At 63.7% G+C, this 19,036-nt stretch carries 16 protein-coding genes; 15 read left to right on the top strand and 1 reads right to left on the bottom strand.

What is annotated here, in order from left to right:
* The first annotated feature begins 523 nt into the window (after positions 1 to 523).
* The 12 genes from HCF10_RS30790 to HCF10_RS30735 all read left to right on the top strand — a co-directional run bounded on the left by HCF10_RS30790 (position 524) and on the right by HCF10_RS30735 (position 14,563).
* Positions 524 to 1,192, top strand: a complete 669-nt coding sequence (locus HCF10_RS30790; protein WP_065924408.1) for a haloacid dehalogenase type II — start codon at positions 524 to 526, stop codon at positions 1,190 to 1,192.
* A gap of 23 nt (positions 1,193 to 1,215) precedes the next feature.
* Positions 1,216 to 2,490: an NAD(P)/FAD-dependent oxidoreductase gene (locus HCF10_RS30785; protein ID WP_167657075.1), complete on the top strand. Its 1,275-nt coding sequence runs from the start codon at positions 1,216 to 1,218 to the stop codon at positions 2,488 to 2,490.
* A 95-nt stretch (positions 2,491 to 2,585) separates the two neighbouring features.
* Positions 2,586 to 4,223, top strand: coding sequence for an ABC transporter substrate-binding protein (locus tag HCF10_RS30780; protein ID WP_167657074.1), 1,638 nt, complete (start codon positions 2,586 to 2,588; stop codon positions 4,221 to 4,223).
* A gap of 13 nt (positions 4,224 to 4,236) precedes the next feature.
* A complete protein-coding gene (locus HCF10_RS30775; protein WP_090406235.1) occupies positions 4,237 to 5,193 on the top strand; it encodes an ABC transporter permease in 957 nt (318 codons plus the stop codon).
* A complete protein-coding gene (locus tag HCF10_RS30770) occupies positions 5,190 to 6,065 on the top strand; it encodes an ABC transporter permease (RefSeq protein WP_131698235.1) in 876 nt (291 codons plus the stop codon). Before HCF10_RS30775 ends, HCF10_RS30770 begins: the two co-directional genes overlap by 4 nt.
* A 1-nt stretch (position 6,066) precedes the next feature.
* A complete protein-coding gene (locus HCF10_RS30765; protein ID WP_167657073.1) occupies positions 6,067 to 7,908 on the top strand; it encodes an ABC transporter ATP-binding protein in 1,842 nt (613 codons plus the stop codon).
* Positions 7,905 to 8,213, top strand: coding sequence for a (2Fe-2S)-binding protein (locus HCF10_RS30760; protein ID WP_167657072.1), 309 nt, complete (start codon positions 7,905 to 7,907; stop codon positions 8,211 to 8,213). The genes HCF10_RS30765 and HCF10_RS30760 overlap by 4 nt, the downstream gene beginning before the upstream one ends.
* Positions 8,195 to 9,574 carry an FAD/NAD(P)-dependent oxidoreductase gene (locus tag HCF10_RS30755; RefSeq protein ID WP_167657071.1) on the top strand — a complete coding sequence of 460 codons (1,380 nt, stop codon included), beginning with the start codon at positions 8,195 to 8,197 and terminating at the stop codon, positions 9,572 to 9,574. Before HCF10_RS30760 ends, HCF10_RS30755 begins: the two co-directional genes overlap by 19 nt.
* A complete protein-coding gene (locus HCF10_RS30750; protein ID WP_167657070.1) occupies positions 9,571 to 10,725 on the top strand; it encodes an NAD(P)/FAD-dependent oxidoreductase in 1,155 nt (384 codons plus the stop codon). Before HCF10_RS30755 ends, HCF10_RS30750 begins: the two co-directional genes overlap by 4 nt.
* Positions 10,722 to 11,879 (top strand): acetylornithine deacetylase, encoded by a 1,158-nt coding sequence (gene argE, locus HCF10_RS30745; protein ID WP_167657069.1) that lies wholly within the window; start codon positions 10,722 to 10,724, stop codon positions 11,877 to 11,879. The genes HCF10_RS30750 and argE overlap by 4 nt, the downstream gene beginning before the upstream one ends.
* A gap of 117 nt (positions 11,880 to 11,996) precedes the next feature.
* Positions 11,997 to 13,457 (top strand): NAD-dependent succinate-semialdehyde dehydrogenase, encoded by a 1,461-nt coding sequence (locus HCF10_RS30740; RefSeq protein ID WP_167657068.1) that lies wholly within the window; start codon positions 11,997 to 11,999, stop codon positions 13,455 to 13,457.
* 20 nt (positions 13,458 to 13,477) lie between these two features.
* On the top strand, positions 13,478 to 14,563 hold the full coding sequence (locus tag HCF10_RS30735; protein ID WP_167657067.1) for a tartrate dehydrogenase: 1,086 nt from the start codon (positions 13,478 to 13,480) through the stop codon (positions 14,561 to 14,563).
* 690 nt (positions 14,564 to 15,253) lie between these two features.
* Here the strand turns inward: HCF10_RS30735 and HCF10_RS30730 are convergent.
* Positions 15,254 to 16,180 carry a 2-hydroxyacid dehydrogenase gene (locus tag HCF10_RS30730; protein WP_167657076.1) on the bottom strand — a complete coding sequence of 309 codons (927 nt, stop codon included), beginning with the start codon at positions 16,178 to 16,180 and terminating at the stop codon, positions 15,254 to 15,256.
* A gap of 193 nt (positions 16,181 to 16,373) precedes the next feature.
* Here HCF10_RS30730 and gabT point away from each other — a divergent pair, with 193 nt between their 5' ends.
* The 3 genes from gabT to HCF10_RS30715 are packed head-to-tail and all read left to right on the top strand — an operon-like array spanning position 16,374 to position 18,893.
* The gene (gene gabT / locus HCF10_RS30725; protein ID WP_131698228.1) at positions 16,374 to 17,666 is read left to right on the top strand and encodes a 4-aminobutyrate--2-oxoglutarate transaminase; all 1,293 of its coding nucleotides are present in this window, start codon (positions 16,374 to 16,376) and stop codon (positions 17,664 to 17,666) included.
* Positions 17,667 to 17,714: 48 nt separating this feature from the next.
* Entirely contained in the window at positions 17,715 to 18,359 is a 645-nt protein-coding gene (locus tag HCF10_RS30720) for a 2-haloalkanoic acid dehalogenase (protein ID WP_131698227.1), read from the top strand.
* Positions 18,360 to 18,404: 45 nt separating this feature from the next.
* Positions 18,405 to 18,893, top strand: coding sequence for an Lrp/AsnC family transcriptional regulator (locus HCF10_RS30715; protein WP_010449292.1), 489 nt, complete (start codon positions 18,405 to 18,407; stop codon positions 18,891 to 18,893).
* Positions 18,894 to 19,036: the final 143 nt, after the last annotated feature.

Below are 19,036 nucleotides of genomic sequence, written 5' to 3'. Positions count from 1 at the left end.
GCTGGGATACAGCTCACCTAATGACTACGCAAAGCAACTGAAGCAAACTGCTTAACACTCGCTTCATGGCGTACGTTTTGAGGGAACAAGTCCATGGTTACTTTGGGGCTTTTCCAAAGTGACCCGCCGTAAGGGCGGAACCCATAGCGGCCGTGACCGCAGCAACGGATATGTACGCGCTCAAAGCCAACGACATGGTCGGCCCGAAGGCCGCCACGGAACCAAGCTCCCTCCCACACTTCAACCAGCCACACTTTCTGCCGCCCCCACCCCCGTGCTTAAGCCTCTCCACCCCTAAAAGCCCCCTAAAAGCGCACAAACACTGGCCCTGCCCAAGCCTGGCGCGCACCGCAAAGTCTGCTGAGCCCGGCCACCAAAACGGTGGTTTGTATTGAGCGCAGGTCGTTTTAGACGGCATATGCTGATTTCACAGTGGTGTAATGAACCTGTGCTGCAACGAGGCCGACGCGCCGCCAGGGCAGCGAACGCTTGTCACACTCAACGAACTCCAGGACCGCACTCAATGAGCTTTCTTCGTCCCAAATTCATCACGTTCGACTGCTACGGTACGCTGACCAACTTCCATATGGGCACCATGACCCGCGAGCTGTTCGCCGATCGCATCAAGCCTGAACAAATGGACCAGTTCGTCAAAGACTTCTCGGCTTATCGCCTCGACCAGGTCATGGGCGACTGGCGCCCCTACGATGAAATCCTCAAGACCGCCCTGGCCCGTACCTGCAAACGCTGGGGTATCGACTATCGCGAGGAAGGCCAGCTGTATTACGACGCCGTGCCGACCTGGGGCCCTCATGCCGACGTGCCGGCCGGGCTGTCGAAAATTGCCGACAAGATTCCCCTGGTGATCTTCTCCAATGCCAGCGACAGTCAGATCATGTCCAACGTCGACAAGCTCGGCGCGCCGTTCCACAAGGTGTTTACCGCCGAGCAGGCCCAGGCCTACAAGCCGCGCCTGGCCGCGTTTGAATTCATGCTCGACAACCTCGGCTGTGGCCCGGAAGACATCTTGCATGTGTCTTCCAGCTTCCGTTACGACCTGATGCCGGCCCATGACATGAAGATCAAAAACAAAGCCTTCGTTGCCCGTGGCCACGAAGTGCCGGGCAACGCGTTCTACGGTTACCAGCAGATCACCGATATCGGTGGGCTGCCGGCGCTGGTCGGTCTGTAAGCGCACACCTCTGAGGGTAAGACATGGGCAGTGAATCCTATTGGCTCGACACCGCACCGGCGTTTACCGGTGCCCAGCTGGGCGGCTTGCCCAAGCAGGTCGATGTGGCTGTGGTCGGCGGTGGGTTCACCGGCCTGGCGGCAGCGCGGGCGTTGGCGCTCAAGGGCGCCAGTGTGGTGGTGCTCGACGCCGGGCGGGTGATCGGTGAGGCCTCGGGGCGCAACGGTGGGCAGTGCAACACCGGTGTGGCCCAGGATTACGCCGGGTTGCACGCCAGCCTCGGTGCCGCCAAGGCGCGTGCCTATTACCAGGCCTATGAAAGTGCCGTGCAGACGGTGGTGTCACTGGTCGAGCAGGAAAGGATCACCTGCGATCTGGTGCGCAACGGCAAGCTCAAGCTGGCGGCCAAGCCGATGCACTACGAAGGCCTGGCCCGCACCTGCGAGCTGATCCGCCAGGAGGTGGATGCCGATGTCGAGTTGCTCAGCGCCGAGCAGACCCGCGCGGAAGTCAATTCGGCGCAGTTTCATGGCGGCCTGCTGCAACGCAACGGCGTGCAGATGCATGTCGGCCGCTTCGGCGTCGGCTTGGCCGAAGCGGCGGCGCGGCGTGGTGCGATGATCTACGAGCACACCCAGGTCAAGGATTGGAAGGCCCAGGCCGGCGGCTACCAGGTCAACACCGCCAAGGGTTCATTGCACGCCGGGCAAGTCCTGCTGGCGACCGGTGCCTGCCAGCATGGCGACCTGGGTTGGTACCGCCGCAGGATTGTGCCGGTGGGCAGTTTTGTCATCGCTACCGAAGTCTTGCCCCAGACGCTGATCGACCAGTTGCTGCCGCAACATCGCGCCTACGTGACCAGCCGCATGATCGGCAACTACTTTCGCCTGACCCCGGACAACCGCCTGCTGTTCGGCGGGCGTGCTCGGTTTGCCATGTCCGACAGCGTCTCCGACGCCAAGAGCGGCAAGGTACTGCAAGCGGCGATGCTGAACATGTTCCCGCAGTTGGCGCACGTGAAGATCGACTACTGCTGGGGCGGCCTGGTGGACATGACGTCCGACCGCCTGCCCCGCGCCGGCCAGCATGGCGGCGTGTTCCACTCCATGGGCTACAGCGGCCATGGCGTGCAGATGTCGGTGCACATGGGCCAGGTGATGGCCGAGGTCATGGCCGGCAATACCGCGGCCAACCCTTGGCGCGAACTGGAATGGCCGGCGATCCCCGGGCATTTCGGCAAGCCGTGGTTCCTGCCGTTCGTAGGGGCTTACTACCGCTTCCAGGACTATTTGCACTGAGTTGCCGTTGTTGCGTCACCGTCGTTTGTGTTTCCAGGACGCTCCGGACATCCGTGAGCACTCGATTCTTCCGATTATCGACAGGTAGCCTTGCTATGACTGACAACAAAAACACCCCCGAACTCATCTCCGGCCAGGACAGCCTGCGGGTGTTCGAACGTCTCAACCGTGGCATGTCGCGCCGCAACGCCCTGCAAATGCTGGGCGTGGCCGGTGTCGCCGCCGCCGGTGCCGGCAGCCTGTTCGGCGCCGCCGGCAAGCTGTTCGCCGACGAGGCCGCCGTGGCCGGCAAAGGCAAGCCAGGCGGCAAGATCCGCGTGGCCGGCATGTCCAGCTCCACCGCCGATACCCTCGACCCGGCCAAGGGCGCGCTGTCCACCGACTATGTGCGCCACTACATGTTCTACAACGGCCTGACCCGCTTCGATAAGCACCTGGTGCCGCAACTGGAACTGGCCGAGCGCATCGACAACACCGACGCCACCGTCTGGACCATTACCCTGCGCAAGGACGTGACCTTCCACAACGGCAAGGCCCTGACCGCCGCCGACGTGGTGTTCTCCCTGAACCGCCACAAAGACCCGCTGACCGGTTCCAAGGTCATGCCGTTGATGGAGCAGTTCGCCGAGATCAAGGCCAGCGGGCCGAACGAAGTGCAGATCCGCCTCAGCGCGGCCAACGCCGAGTTGCCGTCGATCCTCGCGGTGTCGCACCTGTTGATCGTCCCCGAGGGCACCAGCGACTTCAGTAAAGGCATCGGCACCGGGCCGTTCACCGTGGGCGAGTTCAAGCCAGGCGTGCGTTCGATTGCGGTGCGCAACAAAAACTACTGGAAACCGGGCCTGCCGTACCTCGACGAGATCGAGTTCATCGCGATTGCCGACGAGCCGTCGCGGGTCAATGCGCTGCTGTCGGGCGATGTGCACATGATCAACGAGGTCAACCCGCGCTCCACCACGCGCATCAAGGCCAGCGCCAAGCACCGCGTCGTCGACGCGCCGTCGGGCAACTACACTGACTTGATCATTCGCCAAGACCAACTGCCCGGCAAAAGCCCGGAATTCACCCAGGCCATGAAACTGCTGCTCGACCGTGAACAGGTCAAGTCCGCGGTATTCCGTGGCTTTGCGGTGGTGGGCAACGATCACCCGATTGCGCCGGGTTCGCGCTACTTCAACACCGACTTGCCGCAGACGGTCTACGACCCGGAAAAAGCCAAGTTCCTGCTGAAGAAAGCCGGCATGGAAAGCATCACCATGCCCGTGATGGCCTCGCCGGCCGCCACCGGTTCGGTGGACATCGCCGTGCTGTTGCAGCAATCGGCCAAACAGGCCGGGCTCAAGCTCGACGTGAACCGCCTGCCGAGCGACGGCTACTGGTCCAACCACTGGATGAAGCACCCGCTGAGCTTCGGCAACATCAACCCACGGCCGAATGCCGACGTAATGTTCTCGCAGTTCTTCCAGTCCAAGGCGCCGTGGAACGAGTCCGGCTGGCAGAACGAGCAGTTCGACCAGTTGCTGATGCTGGCCCGTGGCGAAACCGACGACGCCAAGCGCGCCAAGATGTATGGCGACATGCAGACCTTGGTGCACGACCACTGCGGCATCGGCGTGCCGGTGTTCATCAGCAATATCGACGGCGTTGACCAGCGCATCAAAGGCTACGACAGCAACCCACTGGGCGGTTTCATGGGCTACATGTTTGCCGAGCAGGTGTGGTTGGACGCTTGAGGAGGGTCGTGGGATGAATAGCAATACACTGTGGTTGATCGGCCGGCGCTTCGGTGCCGGGGCCTTGACCTTGTTGATCGTGTCCATGGTCGTGTTCGCGATCACGGCGGTACTGCCGGGGGACGCGGCGCAACAATCCCTGGGCCAGTTCGCGACCCCTGAACAGGTGGCGGCCCTGCGCCTGAAACTGGGGTTGGACCAGCCCGGTGTGTTGCGTTACCTGCACTGGTTGATGAGCCTGCTCACTGGCGACATGGGCGTGTCGGTCTCCAACGCCATGCCGGTCGGTGAGCTGATGGCGGGCCGGGTGCCCAACACCCTGATGCTGGCCGGCGCCACGGCGCTGGTCTCGGTGCCGGTGGCGCTGGTACTCGGTATCGGCTCGGCGATGGGCCGGGGCGGGCGCATCGACAGCTGCCTGAGCTTCGTCACCCTGGCGATGGTCGCGGTGCCGGAATTTCTGGTGGCGACCCTGGCGGTGCTGATTTTCGCGGTCAACCTCGGTTGGTTGTCGGCCCTCTCGTATGCCAGCGACATCAGCTCACCGCTGCAATTTCTGCGCACCTATGCCTTGCCGGTGATGACGCTGTGCTGCGTGATCGTGGCGCAAATGGCGCGCATGACCCGCGCCGCCGTGATCGACCAGCTCGACAGCCCCTACGTGGAAATGGCCCGGCTCAAGGGCGTCAGCCCGATTCGCATCGTGCTGCGCCATGCCTTGCCCAATGCCATCGGGCCGATTGCCAACGCCATCGCCCTGAGCCTGTCGTACCTGTTGGGCGGGGTGGTGATCGTCGAAACCATCTTCAACTACCCCGGCATTGCCAGCTTGATGGTCGATGCCGTGACCAACCGCGACATGGCGCTGGTGCAGGCGTGCACCATGTTGTTTTGCGCGGCCTACCTGGGCCTGGTGCTGCTCGCCGACCTGTGCGCGATCCTGTCCAATCCGAGGCTGAGAAACCAATGAACAACCTCATTGCGAAATCCAAGCCTGTTTCTTCCGCCCTGGCACTCGCCAAGGTGTCCAGCGGCCCGTCGTGGCTGGGGCTGCTGGGCGGCGTAGTGTGCGTCGCCTGGCTGCTGGTGGCGCTGCTCGGCCCGTGGCTGGCGCCTCACCCGGTGGGGGAGGTGGTGTCCGATAACATCTTCGAAGGCTTCAGCCTCGCGCATCCATTCGGCACCGATTACCTGGGCCGCGACATGCTCAGCCGGGTGCTGGTGGGCGCGCGGTTCACCGTCGGGCTGGCGCTGGTGGCGGCGTTACTGGCCAGCATCTTCGGCACCGGGTGTGCGCTGTTGTCGGTGGTCTCGCCCAAGTGGCTGGACGAGATCATCAGCCGCATCATGGACGCCTTTATTTCGATCCCGAGCAAAATGCTTGCGCTGATCATGGTCTCGGCCTTTGGCTCATCGGTGACGTTGCTGATCTGTACGGCCGTGATCAGCTATATCCCCGGCTCCTTCCGCGTCGCCCGCAGCATGGCGGTCAATATCGAAGCCCTGGAGTACGTGCAGGTCGCGCGTACCCGTGGCGAGCGCCGGTTGTACGTGGCGTGCATGGAGATCCTGCCGAACATGCTCAACCCGGTCCTGACCGACCTGGGCCTGCGTTTCGGCTACATCGTGCTGTTGCTCAGCGGCATGAGTTTTCTTGGCCTGGGCGTGCAACCGCCGGATGCCGACCTCGGCTCGCTGGTGCGGGAAAACATCGGCGGCCTTAACCAGGGCGCGCTGGCCATCATCATTCCGGCGCTGGCCATCGGCACGCTGACCATCGGCGTGAATCTGCTGATCGACTATCTGTCGTCGCGACGTAGTCGACGCACGGGAGGCCATTGAAATGACTGAATTGATTCGCGTCGAAGACCTGCGCGTGGTCGCCTGTGGCGAGCGCGGCGAGGTGGAAATCGTCAAGGGCGTGAGCTTTGCCCTGAAAAAAGGTGAAGTGCTGGCGTTGATCGGTGAGTCCGGCTCAGGCAAGACCACCATCGCCCTGGCCTTGCTAGGGTATGCACGGCGTGGCTGTCGTTTGTCCGGCGGGGTGGTGCAGGTCGGCGAGCACGACATGCTTGCCCTGAGCGAACACCAACTGCAAGGCCTGCGCGGCAACCGCGTGTCCTATATCGCGCAAAGCGCCGCTGCAGCGTTCAACCCGGCCAAAAGACTCATTGACCAGGTGATAGAGGGCGCGTTGATCCATGGCCTGGGCACTCGGGCCGAGCTGCACGCCAAGGCCATCGGACTGTTCCGCGACCTGGCGTTGCCGGGCCCGGAGCGCATCGGCCAGCGCTACCCGCACCAGGTCTCCGGCGGGCAACTGCAACGGGTGATGGCGGCGATGGCGCTGATCAGCGACCCGCTGCTGGTGGTGCTCGACGAGCCGACCACCGCACTGGATGTGACCACCCAGATCGACGTGCTGCGCGCCTTCAAACGCGTGGTGCGCGAGCGCGGGGCCACGGCGGTTTACGTGTCCCACGACCTGGCGGTGGTGGCGCAAATGGCCGACCAGATCGTGGTGCTCAACGGTGGCCAGATCCTCGAGCAAAGCGCCACCGCACCGCTGCTCAACGCCCCGACCCACGCCTACACCCGCAGCCTGCTGGCCGCCGCACGGCCCGACACCACCATTCGCCCGCCATGCGGCGTCGCCGGGGAGGTACCGCTGCTGACCATCACCGGCCTTACCGCTGGCTACGGCAACAAGAACCTGCACGGCATGCCGTCGATTCGGGTGCTTGAAGACATCGACCTCACCGTGCGCCGTGGCCAGGCCATCGGCGTGATCGGCGAGTCGGGCTCGGGTAAGTCCACCCTGGCCCGGGTGGTGGCGGGGTTGTTGACCCCGGCCCTCGGTGGCCTGGCCTTCGACGGGCAACCCTTGGGCGGCAGCCTAGCCGAGCGCACCCCGGAGCAATTCCGCCGGATCCAGATGGTGTTCCAGAACGCCGACACCGCGCTCAACCCCATGCACAGCGTGGCGGCCATCATCGGTCGGCCGTTGAAAATGTATTTCGGCCTCAAAGGCGCGGCGCTGCAAACCCGCATCGGCGAACTGCTCGACCTGGTGCGCCTGCCCCGCGACCTCGCCGAACGGCGCCCGAATGAGTTGTCTGGCGGGCAAAAGCAGCGGGTCAACCTGGCCCGCGCGCTGGCGGCCAAACCCGACCTGATCCTCTGCGACGAAGTGACCTCGGCCCTCGACACCGTGGTGGGCGCGGCGATCCTCGAACTGCTGCGCGACCTGCGCCAGCAACTGGGGGTGTCGTACCTGTTTATCAGCCACGACATCTCCACCGTGCGTGCGCTGTGCGATGACATTGTGGTGATGTACAGCGGCCGCAAGGTCCAGGCCGGCAGCCGCGAGTCGTTTGCCGAGCCGCCGTTCCACCCCTACACCGACCTGTTGATTCACTCGGTGCCCGAGTTGCGCCAGGGCTGGCTGGAAAGCTGCGGCACCACGTCCGAGGCGCTGCCAGCGATTGGCGAGCGGGCCAACGTGCCGGAACTGTGCACCTTCCTTAATCGCTGCCCGGTGCGCGTCGACGGCCTGTGCAACCGCACCGCGCCGAGCCGCCGCAGCCTGGACAACGGTGGTGAAATCCTTTGCCACCACGACAGCGCCCACTTGCTGAATACCCAGCAGGGCGTGACCACCATGACCTTGGGAGCCTATGCATGAACGGGCGTTTTGTGAGGTTGGCCGAACAGGGCCGGCCGACGGTCAGCCTGACCGTGGATGGCGCCGCCGTCGAAGCCCTGCAGGGCGACACCTTGATGGTCGCGCTGCTGACCCAGGGCAATGCACTGCGCCAATCGGAATTCGACAGCGGCCGCCGTGCCGGTTTCTGCCTGATGGGCGCATGCCAGGATTGCTGGGTGTGGACCCGCAGCGGCGAACGCCTGCGCGCCTGCTCCAATGAAGTCCGTGACGGGCTGGACATCGTTACCACAGAACCGGAGGCGACATGGCCACTGCACGGGTAGTTATTGTGGGCGCCGGACCGGCCGGGGTGCGCTGCGCCGAAACCCTGCTGGCGGCCGGGATCAAACCGATCCTGATCGATGAGAACCGCCGCGACGGGGGCCAGATCTACCGGCGTCAGCCAGAAGGCTTCACCCGCAACTACGCGACCCTCTACGGCAGCGAAGCCGGCAAGGCCCAGGCCCTGCACCAGAGTTTCGACCGCCTGCGCGACGCCATCGACTACCGCCCCGACACCCTGGTGTGGAACCTCACGCCAGGGCAGCTGTGCTGCGTGAGCCAGGGCCGCCACACCACGGTGGATTACGACGCACTGATCCTCTGCACCGGCGCCACCGACCGCCTGATGCCCATCGAGGGCTGGCAACTGGCGGGCACCTACAGCCTGGGCGGGGCGCAGATCGCCTTGAAAAACCAGGCCGTGTCCATCGGCCATCGCGTGGTGTTCATGGGCAGCGGGCCGTTGCTGTACCTGGTCGCCAGCCAATACGTGAAGGCCGGCGCCGAAGTGGCGGCGGTGCTCGACACCTCAGCCTTGAGCCTGCGTCTGAAAGCCTTGCCCAAACTGCTGGCGCGGCCTGGCGTGCTGTTCACGGGGATCAAGCTATTGGCGCAACTGTACCGCGCCAAGGTGGCGGTGCACCTGGGGGTTAAGCCGCTGCAAGTGATGGGCGACGCGGCCAATGGCGTGAGCGGTGTGCGTTTCACCACCGGCAACGGGCAGACTGTCACGGTGCAGGCCGATGCCGTTGCGCTGGGTTACCACCTGCGCCCGGAAACCCAGCTGGGTGACCTGGCCGGTTGTCGCATGGCGTTCGATGCCGCATCGAGCCAATGGTGGCTGGCCACGGATGACGCCGGACGCACCTCGGTGAAGGGCGTGTACGCGGCCGGTGACGGAGCGAAAATTCGCGGCGCCGATGCCGCCGAGCACGCCGGGCGCCTGGTGGCGCTGGCGCTGCTGGAAGACCTGCAACACCCGGTCGACGCCGGCCTGCGGGATGCACAACAGCAGGCCCTGGCGGTGATGGATCAATTCCGCCTGGGCCTGGCCCAGGCGTTCCCCTGGCCGAGCGAACAGGCCAAGGCGTTGCCGGACAGCGCCATCGTGTGCCGCTGCGAGATGATCAGCGCTGGCGAGCTGCGCCGCACGGTGAAAGAGAAGGGCGCCTGCGAAGTCAATCGCGCCAAGGCGTTCAGCCGCGTGGGCATGGGCCGTTGCCAGGGGCGTTACTGCTCCCAGGCCGGGGCCGAAGTGATCGCCGCCGCTGCCGGCGTGCCGGTGCAGGAGGTCGGGCGCCAACGCGGCCAGGCGCCGGTCAAACCGTTATCGATGTTGATCACCGAGGAGGTCTCGTCATGAGCGTGCAAAAAGCCGATGTGGTGATTGTCGGCGGGGGTGTGATGGGCTCGGCGACCGCGTTTTTTCTGCGTAGTCGTGGGCAGTCGGTGATCCTGCTGGAGCGCGACCAGATCGGTCAGTACGCCAGTGGTGTGAACTTCGGCAATGTGCGCCGGCAAGGGCGCTTCCTCGGCCAGTTGGCCCTGGCCAACCGCTCGTGGGAGCTATGGAAGCGCCTGCCGGAACTGATCGACGACGACCTGGAATTCATCCCCAGCGGGCATATGCGTGTGTGTTACCGCGAAGATGAAATCGCCGAGCTTGAGGCCTACGCGGCCGCACCGGAAGCGGAACAACTGGACCTGAAGATTTATCGTGGCGCCGAACTGCATCAACGCTTCGGCTTCCTTGGCCCGGACGTCAAGGGCGGCTCCTACGCGCCCCACGATGGCCATGCCAACCCGCGCCTGGCCGCGCCGGCGTTTGCCCGTGCCGCTCGGCGCCTGGGCGCGCAGATCGAAGAACGCACCGAAGTGGCCGAGGTGCAGAAAGTCGGCGACGACTTCCAGGTCACTACCACCGACGGCCGCCAGTTCCACGCCGCGCAACTGTTGATCACCGCCGGCGCCTGGGGCCAGAAGCTCTCGGCGCAGTTCGGCGAACCGGTACCGCTGGACACCCACGGCCCGCAAATGGCCGTGACCGAGCCGGTGCCTTATGCCTTGCCCACCGTGATCGGCGTGTACACCAAGGTGCCCGAAGAGGTGATCTACTTCCGCCAGATTCCCCGTGGCAATATCGTCATCGGCGGCGGCTACCGCAGCAAGCCGGATATGCTCAACCGCCGCGCCTACGTGGAACCGCGCAGCATCCTCAACCAGGTCAGCCAGATGCGCCGCCTGCTGCCGGGCGTCGGCAACCTGAACATCATCCGCGTGTGGAGCGGCATCGAAGGCTACCTGCCGGACTCGTTGCCGGTGATGGGCCCCAGCGGTACCGTCGACGGGCTGTTCTATGCCTTCGGGTTTTGCGGCCACGGTTTCCAGCTTGGCCCGGGCGTCGGCGATGTGATGGCCGAACTGCTTGCCACTGGCAGCACCAGTACCCCGATCGAGCCATTCTCCATCACCCGGTTCGCCCTACCTGCCGAGCAACGGAGCCAGGCCTCATGAAACCCCGCGTATTGGAGATTCTGAAACAACTGATGGCCTTCGACACCGTGTCATCGGAGTCGAACATGGCCTTGATTGAATATGTGCGCGACCTGCTGCTGACCAAGGGCATCGAGTCGCTGATCGTCAAGGACCCAAGCGGCAAGAAAGCCAACCTGTTCGCCAGCACCGGGCCCAAGGAACAGCCGGGCGTGCTGCTGTCCGGACACACCGACGTGGTGCCGGCGGCGGGGCAGGCCTGGACCTTTCCCGCCTTCGCCGCCACCGTGCAGGACGGGCGCATTTATGGGCGTGGCAGCTGCGACATGAAGGGCTTTATCGCCCTGGCCATCGACGCCATGCTGGACGCCGCCGACCACAGCTTGAACCGCCCGCTGCAACTGGCCCTGTCCCATGACGAAGAGATCGGCTGCGTCGGCGTGCGGCGTTTGCTCGACGTGCTGCACCTGGCGCCGGTGCGGCCGTTTCTGTGTGTGATCGGTGAGCCGACCAACATGCAGTTTGTACTCGGCCATAAGGGCAAGGGGTCCTACCGCACGTACTGCCGAGGCCTGGAGGCGCATTCATCGCTCGCGCCGCGCTCGGTCAACGCCATCCACGTGGCCTGTGACTTTATCGCCGCCCTGCGTGACAGCCAGCAACAGTTGCAGCGCCATGGTGCCCAGGACAACGACTATGACGTGCCCTACAGCACCGTGCATGTCGGCCAGATTATCGGCGGCAAGGCGCTGAATATCGTGCCCAACCTGTGCACCCTGGATTTTGAAGTGCGCAACCTGCCGGCGGACGACCTGGACGCGTTCCTGGAGCAGATGCGCGAGCGCGCCGAGGTGATCGTGCGGGAGGCGCAGAAGCTGTCCAGCGTGGCGGCCATCGAGATCGAAACGATCAACGTCTATCCCGGCCTCGACACCCATCCCAGCGTCGAGGCGGTGCGCTTTCTCAAGCAATTCGCCGCGCCGGGCACCGGCACGTCCAAGGTCTCGTTCGGCACCGAAGGCGGCCTGTTCAAGCAGCGCCTGGACGTGCCAGTAGTGGTGTGCGGGCCGGGTTCCATCGAGCAGGCGCACAAGCCCGACGAGTTTATCGAGATCAGCCAGATGGACGCCGGCGAGCGCTTTTTGCAAGGCTTGCTCGGTTCGCTGACGGCCTAGCAGAGCCTGCCGTCCTGAGGTGAATTTCAGCACGGCACGCTGCTTTAACCGCGCTTTCGGCATCCTCGTTTGCGGCACCTCCCTAGACTGGAGCGTGTCTCGGATCAGGACTCGACCATGCTCAAGAATCGCTTGCAAGACCCCAGCCTGCTGGCTGAACTCGCCTACGTAGATGGCCAGTGGATCGCTGCCGACAGCGGCGCCACCCTGGACATCCGCGACCCCGCCACCGGCCACTTGATTGCCCAGGTGCCGGCCATGGACGCGGTGGACACCCGCCGCGCCATCGAAGCTGCCGAGCGTGCCTGGCCCGCCTGGCGCGCCCGCCCGGCCGCCGAACGCGCGGCGCTGCTGGAGCGCTGGTATCAGGCGATGATCGACAACCTCGATGACCTGGCGCTGATCATGACCTGCGAGCAGGGCAAACCGCTGAACGAAGCCCGTGGCGAAGTGCGCTACGGTGCCGGCTTCGTCAAATGGTTCGCCGAGGAAGCGCGCCGGGTCTACGGTGAAACCATGCCCGCACCCAGTGGTGATCGCCGTTTGCTGACCCTCAAGCAACCGGTGGGCGTATGTGCCGCCATCACCCCGTGGAATTTCCCCAATGCGATGATCACGCGCAAATGCGCACCGGCGCTGGCCGCCGGTTGCCCGATCATCGTCAAACCCTCGGACCTCACGCCGCTGTCGGCCCTGGCCCTGGCGGTGCTGGCCGAGCGCGTCGGCATTCCGGCCGGGGTGTTCAATGTAATCACCGGCTTGCCCGCCGGCATTGGCGAAGAGCTGACCGGCAACCCGGCGGTGCGCAAGATTTCCTTTACCGGCTCCACCGCCGTCGGCCGCCTGTTGATGCGCCAGAGCGCCGAGCACATCAAACGCTTGAGTTTGGAACTGGGCGGCAATGCGCCGTTTATCGTGTTCGATGACGCCGACCTTGAACAGGCGGTGGCCGGGGTGATGCTCAGCAAATTTCGCAACGCCGGGCAAACCTGCGTGTGCGCCAACCGCATCCTGGTGCAGCACGGTATCTATGCGCGTTTCGCGGCGCGGCTGGTGGAAGAGGTGGGCAAGCTCAAGGTCGGCAACGGTCTGGAAGACGGCGTGACCATCGGCCCGCTGATCAACCCCGCAGCGGTGAACAAAGTCGCGCGGCATATCGACGACGCCCTGAGCCAGGGCGCCCAGTTGCTGTGCGGCGCAGTCCCCAGCGGCGACAGCCAGTTCGTGCAGCCCACGGTACTCGGCGACACCCACGCCGGGATGTTGCTGGCCAATGAAGAAACCTTCGGCCCGGTGGCACCGCTGATGCGCTTTACCGACGAAGCCCAGGCCCTCGCCTTGGCCAACGCCACCCCGTACGGCCTGGGCGCCTACTATTTCACCCAAGACCTGCAGCGCTCGTGGCGCTTTGGTGAGGCCCTGGAGTTCGGCATGGTCGGGCTCAACACCGGGATCATCTCGATGGAGGTCGCGCCGTTCGGCGGCATCAAGCAATCGGGCCTGGGACGCGAGGGCAGCAAGTACGGCCTGGACGAATACCTTGAAGTCAAAGCCTTCCATATCGGCGGCTTGAACTGAATTTTTGCGAGGCACGCACCATGAGCAAGGCATTCAGAATCGCCGCGATAGCCGGCGATGGCATCGGCAAGGAAGTGCTGCCCGAAGGGCTGCGGGTACTGGAACAGGCCGCCAGGATCTGGGACCTGAACCTGAGCATCGAAGTGCTCGACTGGGCTCACTGTGATTACTACCTGGAACACGGGCAGATGATGCCCGAGGACTGGTTCGAGCAGCTCAAGGGCTTTGACGCGATCTACTTCGGCGCCGTGGGATGGCCGGACAAAGTCCCGGACCATATCTCCCTGTGGGGCTCGCTGCTCAAGTTTCGCCGCGACTTCGACCAGTACGTGAACATCCGCCCGGTGCGGCTGTTTCCCGGCGTGCCGTGCCCACTGGCTGGGCGCAAGCCGGGGGACATCGACTTTGTGGTGATTCGCGAAAACACCGAGGGCGAATACTCCTCGGTGGGCGGCAAGATGTTCGAAGGCACCGAGCATGAGTTTGTACTGCAGGAGTCGGTGTTCACTCGACGTGGGGTTGATCGCATTCTCAAGTTTGCCTTCGACCTGGCCCAGACTCGTTCGCGTAAGAAGCTGACGGCGGCGACCAAGTCCAATGGGATTTCCATCAGCATGCCTTACTGGGATGAGCGCACGGCATTGATGGCGGCGAACTATCCCGAGGTAACGTGGGACAAGCAGCACATCGATATTTTGTGCGCGCGGTTTGTGTTGCAGCCTGATCGGTTTGATGTGGTGGTGGCGTCGAATCTGTTTGGCGACATTCTGTCGGACCTGGGGCCGGCGTGTGCGGGGACCATTGGAATAGCGCCGTCGGCGAACCTGGATCCGGAGCGGCGGTTTCCGTCGTTGTTCGAGCCGGTGCATGGGTCGGCGCCGGATATCTATGGGCAGAACATTGCCAATCCGATTGCGATGATCTGGTCGGGGGCGTTGATGTTGGACTTTTTAGGCAATGGGGATGGGCGGTATCGGGCGGCGCATGATGGGATATTGCGGGCGATTGAGGCGGTGATTGCAGAAGGGGTGGTCACGCCGGATTTGGGGGGCAGGGGATCGACTCAGGATGTGGGGGTTGCGATAGCTGGGCGGCTTTTTGATTGAGTACATATCCGTTGCTGCGGTAACGGCTGCCTATGGTTCCGCTCTTACAGCGGGTCACTTTTGGAGGGACCCAAAAGTAACCAAAAGGTCCTCGCCCCAACACTCGGCACCTCGCCTAGGCTCGGTGTGCCCTCACTCCGGCTTTGGAGCGTGGGCCGCCGCGATGGGCCATCCCTGGCCCAGCGCGGCTAACCCGGCGTCCTGCCGGGTTACCCACGCTCCAAAGCCTGCGTTCGGCCAGCGTGTTTGACGGGGCGATTTGAGATCAAAAGCCAAAGCGAGGCGGCCTTAAAGCCGACCGGGGTTGGGTCTGGTGTATTCGGTAAAAAATGTGGGAGGGGGCTTGCCCCCGATTGCAGTGGGTCAGTACCAAATCCATCACCTGACACTCCCTCATCGGGGGCAAGTCGAATCGTCGCACCGCCCCTCCCACATTTGGATCTCCATATATCAGATGGACCTCGGTTTGCTTCTGCTCTGCTTTTGCTCCGGCTTTTGATCTTGATCTCAGGCGCCCCGTTAAACACGCTGGCCGGAGTGAGGGCACACCGAGCCTAGGCGAGGTGCCGAGTGTTGGGGCAAGAGCCCTTTGGTTACTTTGGGCTGGGCCGGCATTCCGGCTCTTTTCCAAAGTGACCCGCCGTAAGGGCGGAACCCTAAGTCGCCGTTATCGCAGCAACGGATAGGTACTCAATACCCCCGCAACCGATCCACCTCACCCACCATCTCCTCCCCCCGCTCAAACCGCCGAATATTCTCCAACAACACCCCAAACGCACTTTCCGGCTGCGTCATCGCCGCAATATGCGGCGTCAACAATACCTGCGGGTGCTCCCAAAACGGATGCTCCGGCGGCGCCGGCTCTTCCCGCAGCACATCCAGCACGGCCCCACTCAACTGCCCGCTCTCCAGCGCCTCGAGCAAATCCTCTTCAACCAGGTGCCCCCCACGGCCCATATTCACCAACCCTGCCCCCCGTGGCAGTTGCGCAAACAAGCGCCGGTCCAGAATCCCCTGGGTCTGCTCCGTCAACGGCAACACGCACAGCAAAATATCGCACTGGCTAAGAAACGCCGGCAGTTGCGCTTCTCCCGCATAACACTCCACCCCCGGCACCTGGTGCGCACTGCGCGCCCAGCCGGACAGGGCAAAGCCCAGCGGTGCCAAGGTCGCCAGAATCTGCTGGGCCTGGGCTCCCAGGCCCATCACCCCTACGCGCCGGTTCGCAGCCGGCTGCAACAGGTGTGCCTGCCAACAGCGTGCCACCTGCTGCTGGCGGTAGCGCAGCATGTCGCGGTGCAGGCTGAGCACCGCCCAACTGGCGTACTCGCACATGCCGCGGGTGATGCCCGGATCCAGCAGGCGCACCACCGGCAGGCCCGCAGGCAGACAGTCCAGATCCAGTTGATCGACACCGGCCGACAACGCAAACAACACCTTGAGGTTGGGCAGCACGTGCGCCAGATCTTCCGGCGCCTGCCAGGCGGCCAGGTAGTCGACCTCGGAGGGGTTGCCGATGTCGGGCCAGGCGCGCCATTCGATATCCGGCGCGTGTTGGGCAAAGAGTGCCTGCCAGTGTTGGCCGCGCACCGGGTCAGCTTTGTAGAGCAAGGCCATGGGCATTTCCTGCTGGATGAAGGTAGCGATCATCATCCCCCAAGCCCGGCGCAGGATCTGTTGAAACGCGGGGCGAAAACAGTTGATCCGAATTTCTCACGGGGCAAGTTCGGCGTAGTTCGTTGCCCGCAGGTCGTACTCTGGACAGCATCGCAACCACCTTCCGGTTGCCGGACTCACGATGGGAAATGCCATGAATAGCAAAGTCGACGAAACCCCTCATTTGCTCCGTCAGCGCGAGCAGTTCGTGCCCCGTGGCCTGGTGACCGCGCACCCGCTGGTGATCGACCGTGCCCAGGGCGCCGAGTTGTGGGACGTGGATGGCAAGCGTTACCTGGACTTCGTCGGCGGTATCGGCGTGCTCAACATCGGTCATAACCACCCCAAGGTGGTCGCCGCTGTGCAGGCCCAGTTGCAGAGGGTCTCCCATGCCTGCTTCCAGGTGGTTGCCTATCAGCCTTACCTCGACCTGGCCCAGCGTCTGTGTGAAATGATTGGCGGCCAGGAAGCGTACAAAGCGGCGTTCTTCACCTCCGGCGCCGAGGCGGTGGAAAATGCGGTGAAGATCGCCCGCGCCCATACCAATCGCTCGGCGGTGATCGCCTTCCGTGGCGGTTTCCACGGGCGCACGTTGCTGGGCACCACGCTCACCGGCATGAGCCAGCCCTACAAGCAGAACTTCGGGCCGTTTGCGCCGGAGGTGTTCCACACCCCGTACCCGAATGCTTATCGCGGCGTGACCAGCGACATCGCGCTCAAGGCCCTGGATGAGTTGCTGGCGACCCAGGTAGCGCCGGAGCGGGTGGCTGCAATCATCATCGAACCGGTGCAGGGCGACGGCGGTTTCCTCACCGCGCCACCTGAGTTTCTCCAGGCGCTGCGAGCGTTGGCCGACAAGCATGGCATCGTGTTGATCCTCGACGAAATCCAGACTGGCTTCGGTCGCACCGGCACCTGGTTCGGTTTCCAGCATGCGGGTATCCAGCCCGACCTGGTGACCGTGGCCAAGAGCCTGGCCGGCGGCTTGCCGTTGTCCGGCGTAGTCGGCAAGGCGCACATCATGGATGCACCATTGCCCGGCGGGCTGGGCGGCACCTACGGCGGTAATGCGCTGGCCTGTGCGGCGGCGCTGGCGGTGATCGATGCGTTCGAGCAGGAGCAGTTGCTGGCGCGCAGCCAAGTACTGGGCGAGCGTCTGCGCCAGGGTTTGCTCGATTTGCAGGCGCGCTACTCGCGCATCGGCGATGTGCGCGGCACCGGCTTTATGTTGGCGATGGAGTTGATCAAGGATGATCCGGCCCGCACCCCGGATGCCGACCTCAACCAACGGCTGATCGATGAAGCCCGGGCCGGTGGTTTGCTGGTGATCAAATGCGGGGTGCATCGCAATGTGCTGCGCTTCCTCGCGCCGTTGGTGACCACTGAAGCTCAGGTCGACGAAGCGCTGAAAATCCTCGACGGTGCCTTGGCACGGGTCTTGAACTGAGGCTGTGCCCACTATGGGCCAACTGCAGCATTGGAGGCTTGACCCCACATGGGACTGACAGATTATCGAGCGTTGCTGATCGATTGCGATGAAGTGCTGGTGGATCGCGATTCCGGGGTGTGGGCGGCGTTGCAACCGCTGCTCGACAGCCGTGGCGGGCAGCCGGCCAAGGACCAGGTGCTGGCCGAATTCAATGCGCAGGTTGCCCAGCTCTATCCGCGTTTCGCCGAGCTGGGCTTCAGTGGCGTGTTGTGTTTTGCCCATCGCCAACTGGCAGAGGCGTGGGGATTGCACGCCAGTTGGGAGGAGGGCATGAGCTTTGCCCGTTCGGCGGGCAATTGGTCGTTGTTCGAGGATGCCCCGGGGGCGATGCTGTACCTGCGCAAGTTCTACCGATTGCTGGTGCGTGGCGACCGTGATGCCGAGGATCGCGGGGTGTTGTGCGAGCGATTGGGGATTGCACCGGAAGATTTCATTTCCCTGGCCGAAGACCCGCAATGGCTCACGGACCAGGGCGAGCAGTTGCAACCGGTGCTGCATGTGACGCGACCGTCAGTCGGCGCACACGCGGCCCTGGACCGCTGTTTGATCGGCCGCCACCGGGCGCGGCAGCCTTCGCCTTGCGCGGCGGACTACTGCATCAACAGCATGGCGGATCTGGTGGCGCAGCATCAGCTGTCTTTACGGCGCTGATTTTGCTAGAAGATTGTCTTACAAACGGCAGTCAAGAGGTACGCAATGGAAGGGCAAGTCAAGCTGGACCGGATCGACATCAGTATTCTGGTTGAATTGCAAAAAGACGGCCGGATGACCAATGTCAGCCTCGCCGACGCCGTGGGCCTGTCCGCCAGCCCGTGCCTGCAACGGGTCAAGCGGCTGGAGTCGGCCGGGTATATTTCCAGCTACAAGGCGCACTTGAACCTGGCCAAGATAACCGACTCGGTCACGGTGTTTACCGAGATCACCCTCAGCGACCACAAGCGTGAAGACTTCGCCAAGTTCGAATCGAATATCCGCCTGGTGGACGAAGTGCTCGAGTGTCACCTGATCAGTGGTGGCTACGACTACCTGGTGCGTTTCATGACCCGCAGCATCCAGCATTACCAGGAAGTGGTTGAAAGCTTGCTGGACAAGAACATCGGTATCTCCAAGTACTTCAGCTATATCGTGATCAAGTCACCGGTGCTCAAGGATGGCGTGCCGTTGCGCAAGTTGCTGCGGCACTGACACACGCTCGCTTTCCTGTGGGAGGGGGCTTGAACTGGTCAAGTAATCTTGGACACTGATTAAGGTTCACGCCGCCAACCTTTCCTTCACGACCGGCGACCGGTAGTCGTTGTAGCTATGAGGCCTGCTGATGTTGTAGCGCG

The sequence above is a fragment of the Pseudomonas sp. B14(2022) genome, from assembly GCF_012030485.1.
Classification (GTDB): Bacteria; Pseudomonadota; Gammaproteobacteria; order Pseudomonadales; family Pseudomonadaceae; genus Aquipseudomonas.
The sequence above is the reverse complement of the archived record's forward strand: the minus strand, read 5'-3'. Positions and strand labels throughout refer to the sequence as shown.

Excerpts from the sequence above, each read along its gene's own strand:
- HCF10_RS30735 (WP_167657067.1), top strand. The coding sequence starts at position 13,478 with ATGAGCAAGGCATTCAGAATCGCCGCGATAGCCGGCGATGGCATCGGC.
- HCF10_RS30715 (WP_010449292.1), top strand. The coding sequence starts at position 18,405 with ATGGAAGGGCAAGTCAAGCTGGACCGGATCGACATCAGTATTCTGGTT.
- argE (WP_167657069.1), top strand. The coding sequence starts at position 10,722 with ATGAAACCCCGCGTATTGGAGATTCTGAAACAACTGATGGCCTTCGAC.
- HCF10_RS30730 (WP_167657076.1), bottom strand. The coding sequence starts at position 16,180 with ATGGCCTTGCTCTACAAAGCTGACCCGGTGCGCGGCCAACACTGGCAG.
- HCF10_RS30780 (WP_167657074.1), top strand. The coding sequence starts at position 2,586 with ATGACTGACAACAAAAACACCCCCGAACTCATCTCCGGCCAGGACAGC.
- HCF10_RS30750 (WP_167657070.1), top strand. The coding sequence starts at position 9,571 with ATGAGCGTGCAAAAAGCCGATGTGGTGATTGTCGGCGGGGGTGTGATG.
- HCF10_RS30740 (WP_167657068.1), top strand. The coding sequence starts at position 11,997 with ATGCTCAAGAATCGCTTGCAAGACCCCAGCCTGCTGGCTGAACTCGCC.
- HCF10_RS30720 (WP_131698227.1), top strand. The coding sequence starts at position 17,715 with ATGGGACTGACAGATTATCGAGCGTTGCTGATCGATTGCGATGAAGTG.
- HCF10_RS30785 (WP_167657075.1), top strand. The coding sequence starts at position 1,216 with ATGGGCAGTGAATCCTATTGGCTCGACACCGCACCGGCGTTTACCGGT.
- HCF10_RS30775 (WP_090406235.1), top strand. The coding sequence starts at position 4,237 with ATGAATAGCAATACACTGTGGTTGATCGGCCGGCGCTTCGGTGCCGGG.
- HCF10_RS30790 (WP_065924408.1), top strand. The coding sequence starts at position 524 with ATGAGCTTTCTTCGTCCCAAATTCATCACGTTCGACTGCTACGGTACG.
- HCF10_RS30765 (WP_167657073.1), top strand. The coding sequence starts at position 6,067 with ATGACTGAATTGATTCGCGTCGAAGACCTGCGCGTGGTCGCCTGTGGC.
- HCF10_RS30755 (WP_167657071.1), top strand. The coding sequence starts at position 8,195 with ATGGCCACTGCACGGGTAGTTATTGTGGGCGCCGGACCGGCCGGGGTG.
- gabT (WP_131698228.1), top strand. The coding sequence starts at position 16,374 with ATGAATAGCAAAGTCGACGAAACCCCTCATTTGCTCCGTCAGCGCGAG.
- HCF10_RS30760 (WP_167657072.1), top strand. The coding sequence starts at position 7,905 with ATGAACGGGCGTTTTGTGAGGTTGGCCGAACAGGGCCGGCCGACGGTC.
- HCF10_RS30770 (WP_131698235.1), top strand. The coding sequence starts at position 5,190 with ATGAACAACCTCATTGCGAAATCCAAGCCTGTTTCTTCCGCCCTGGCA.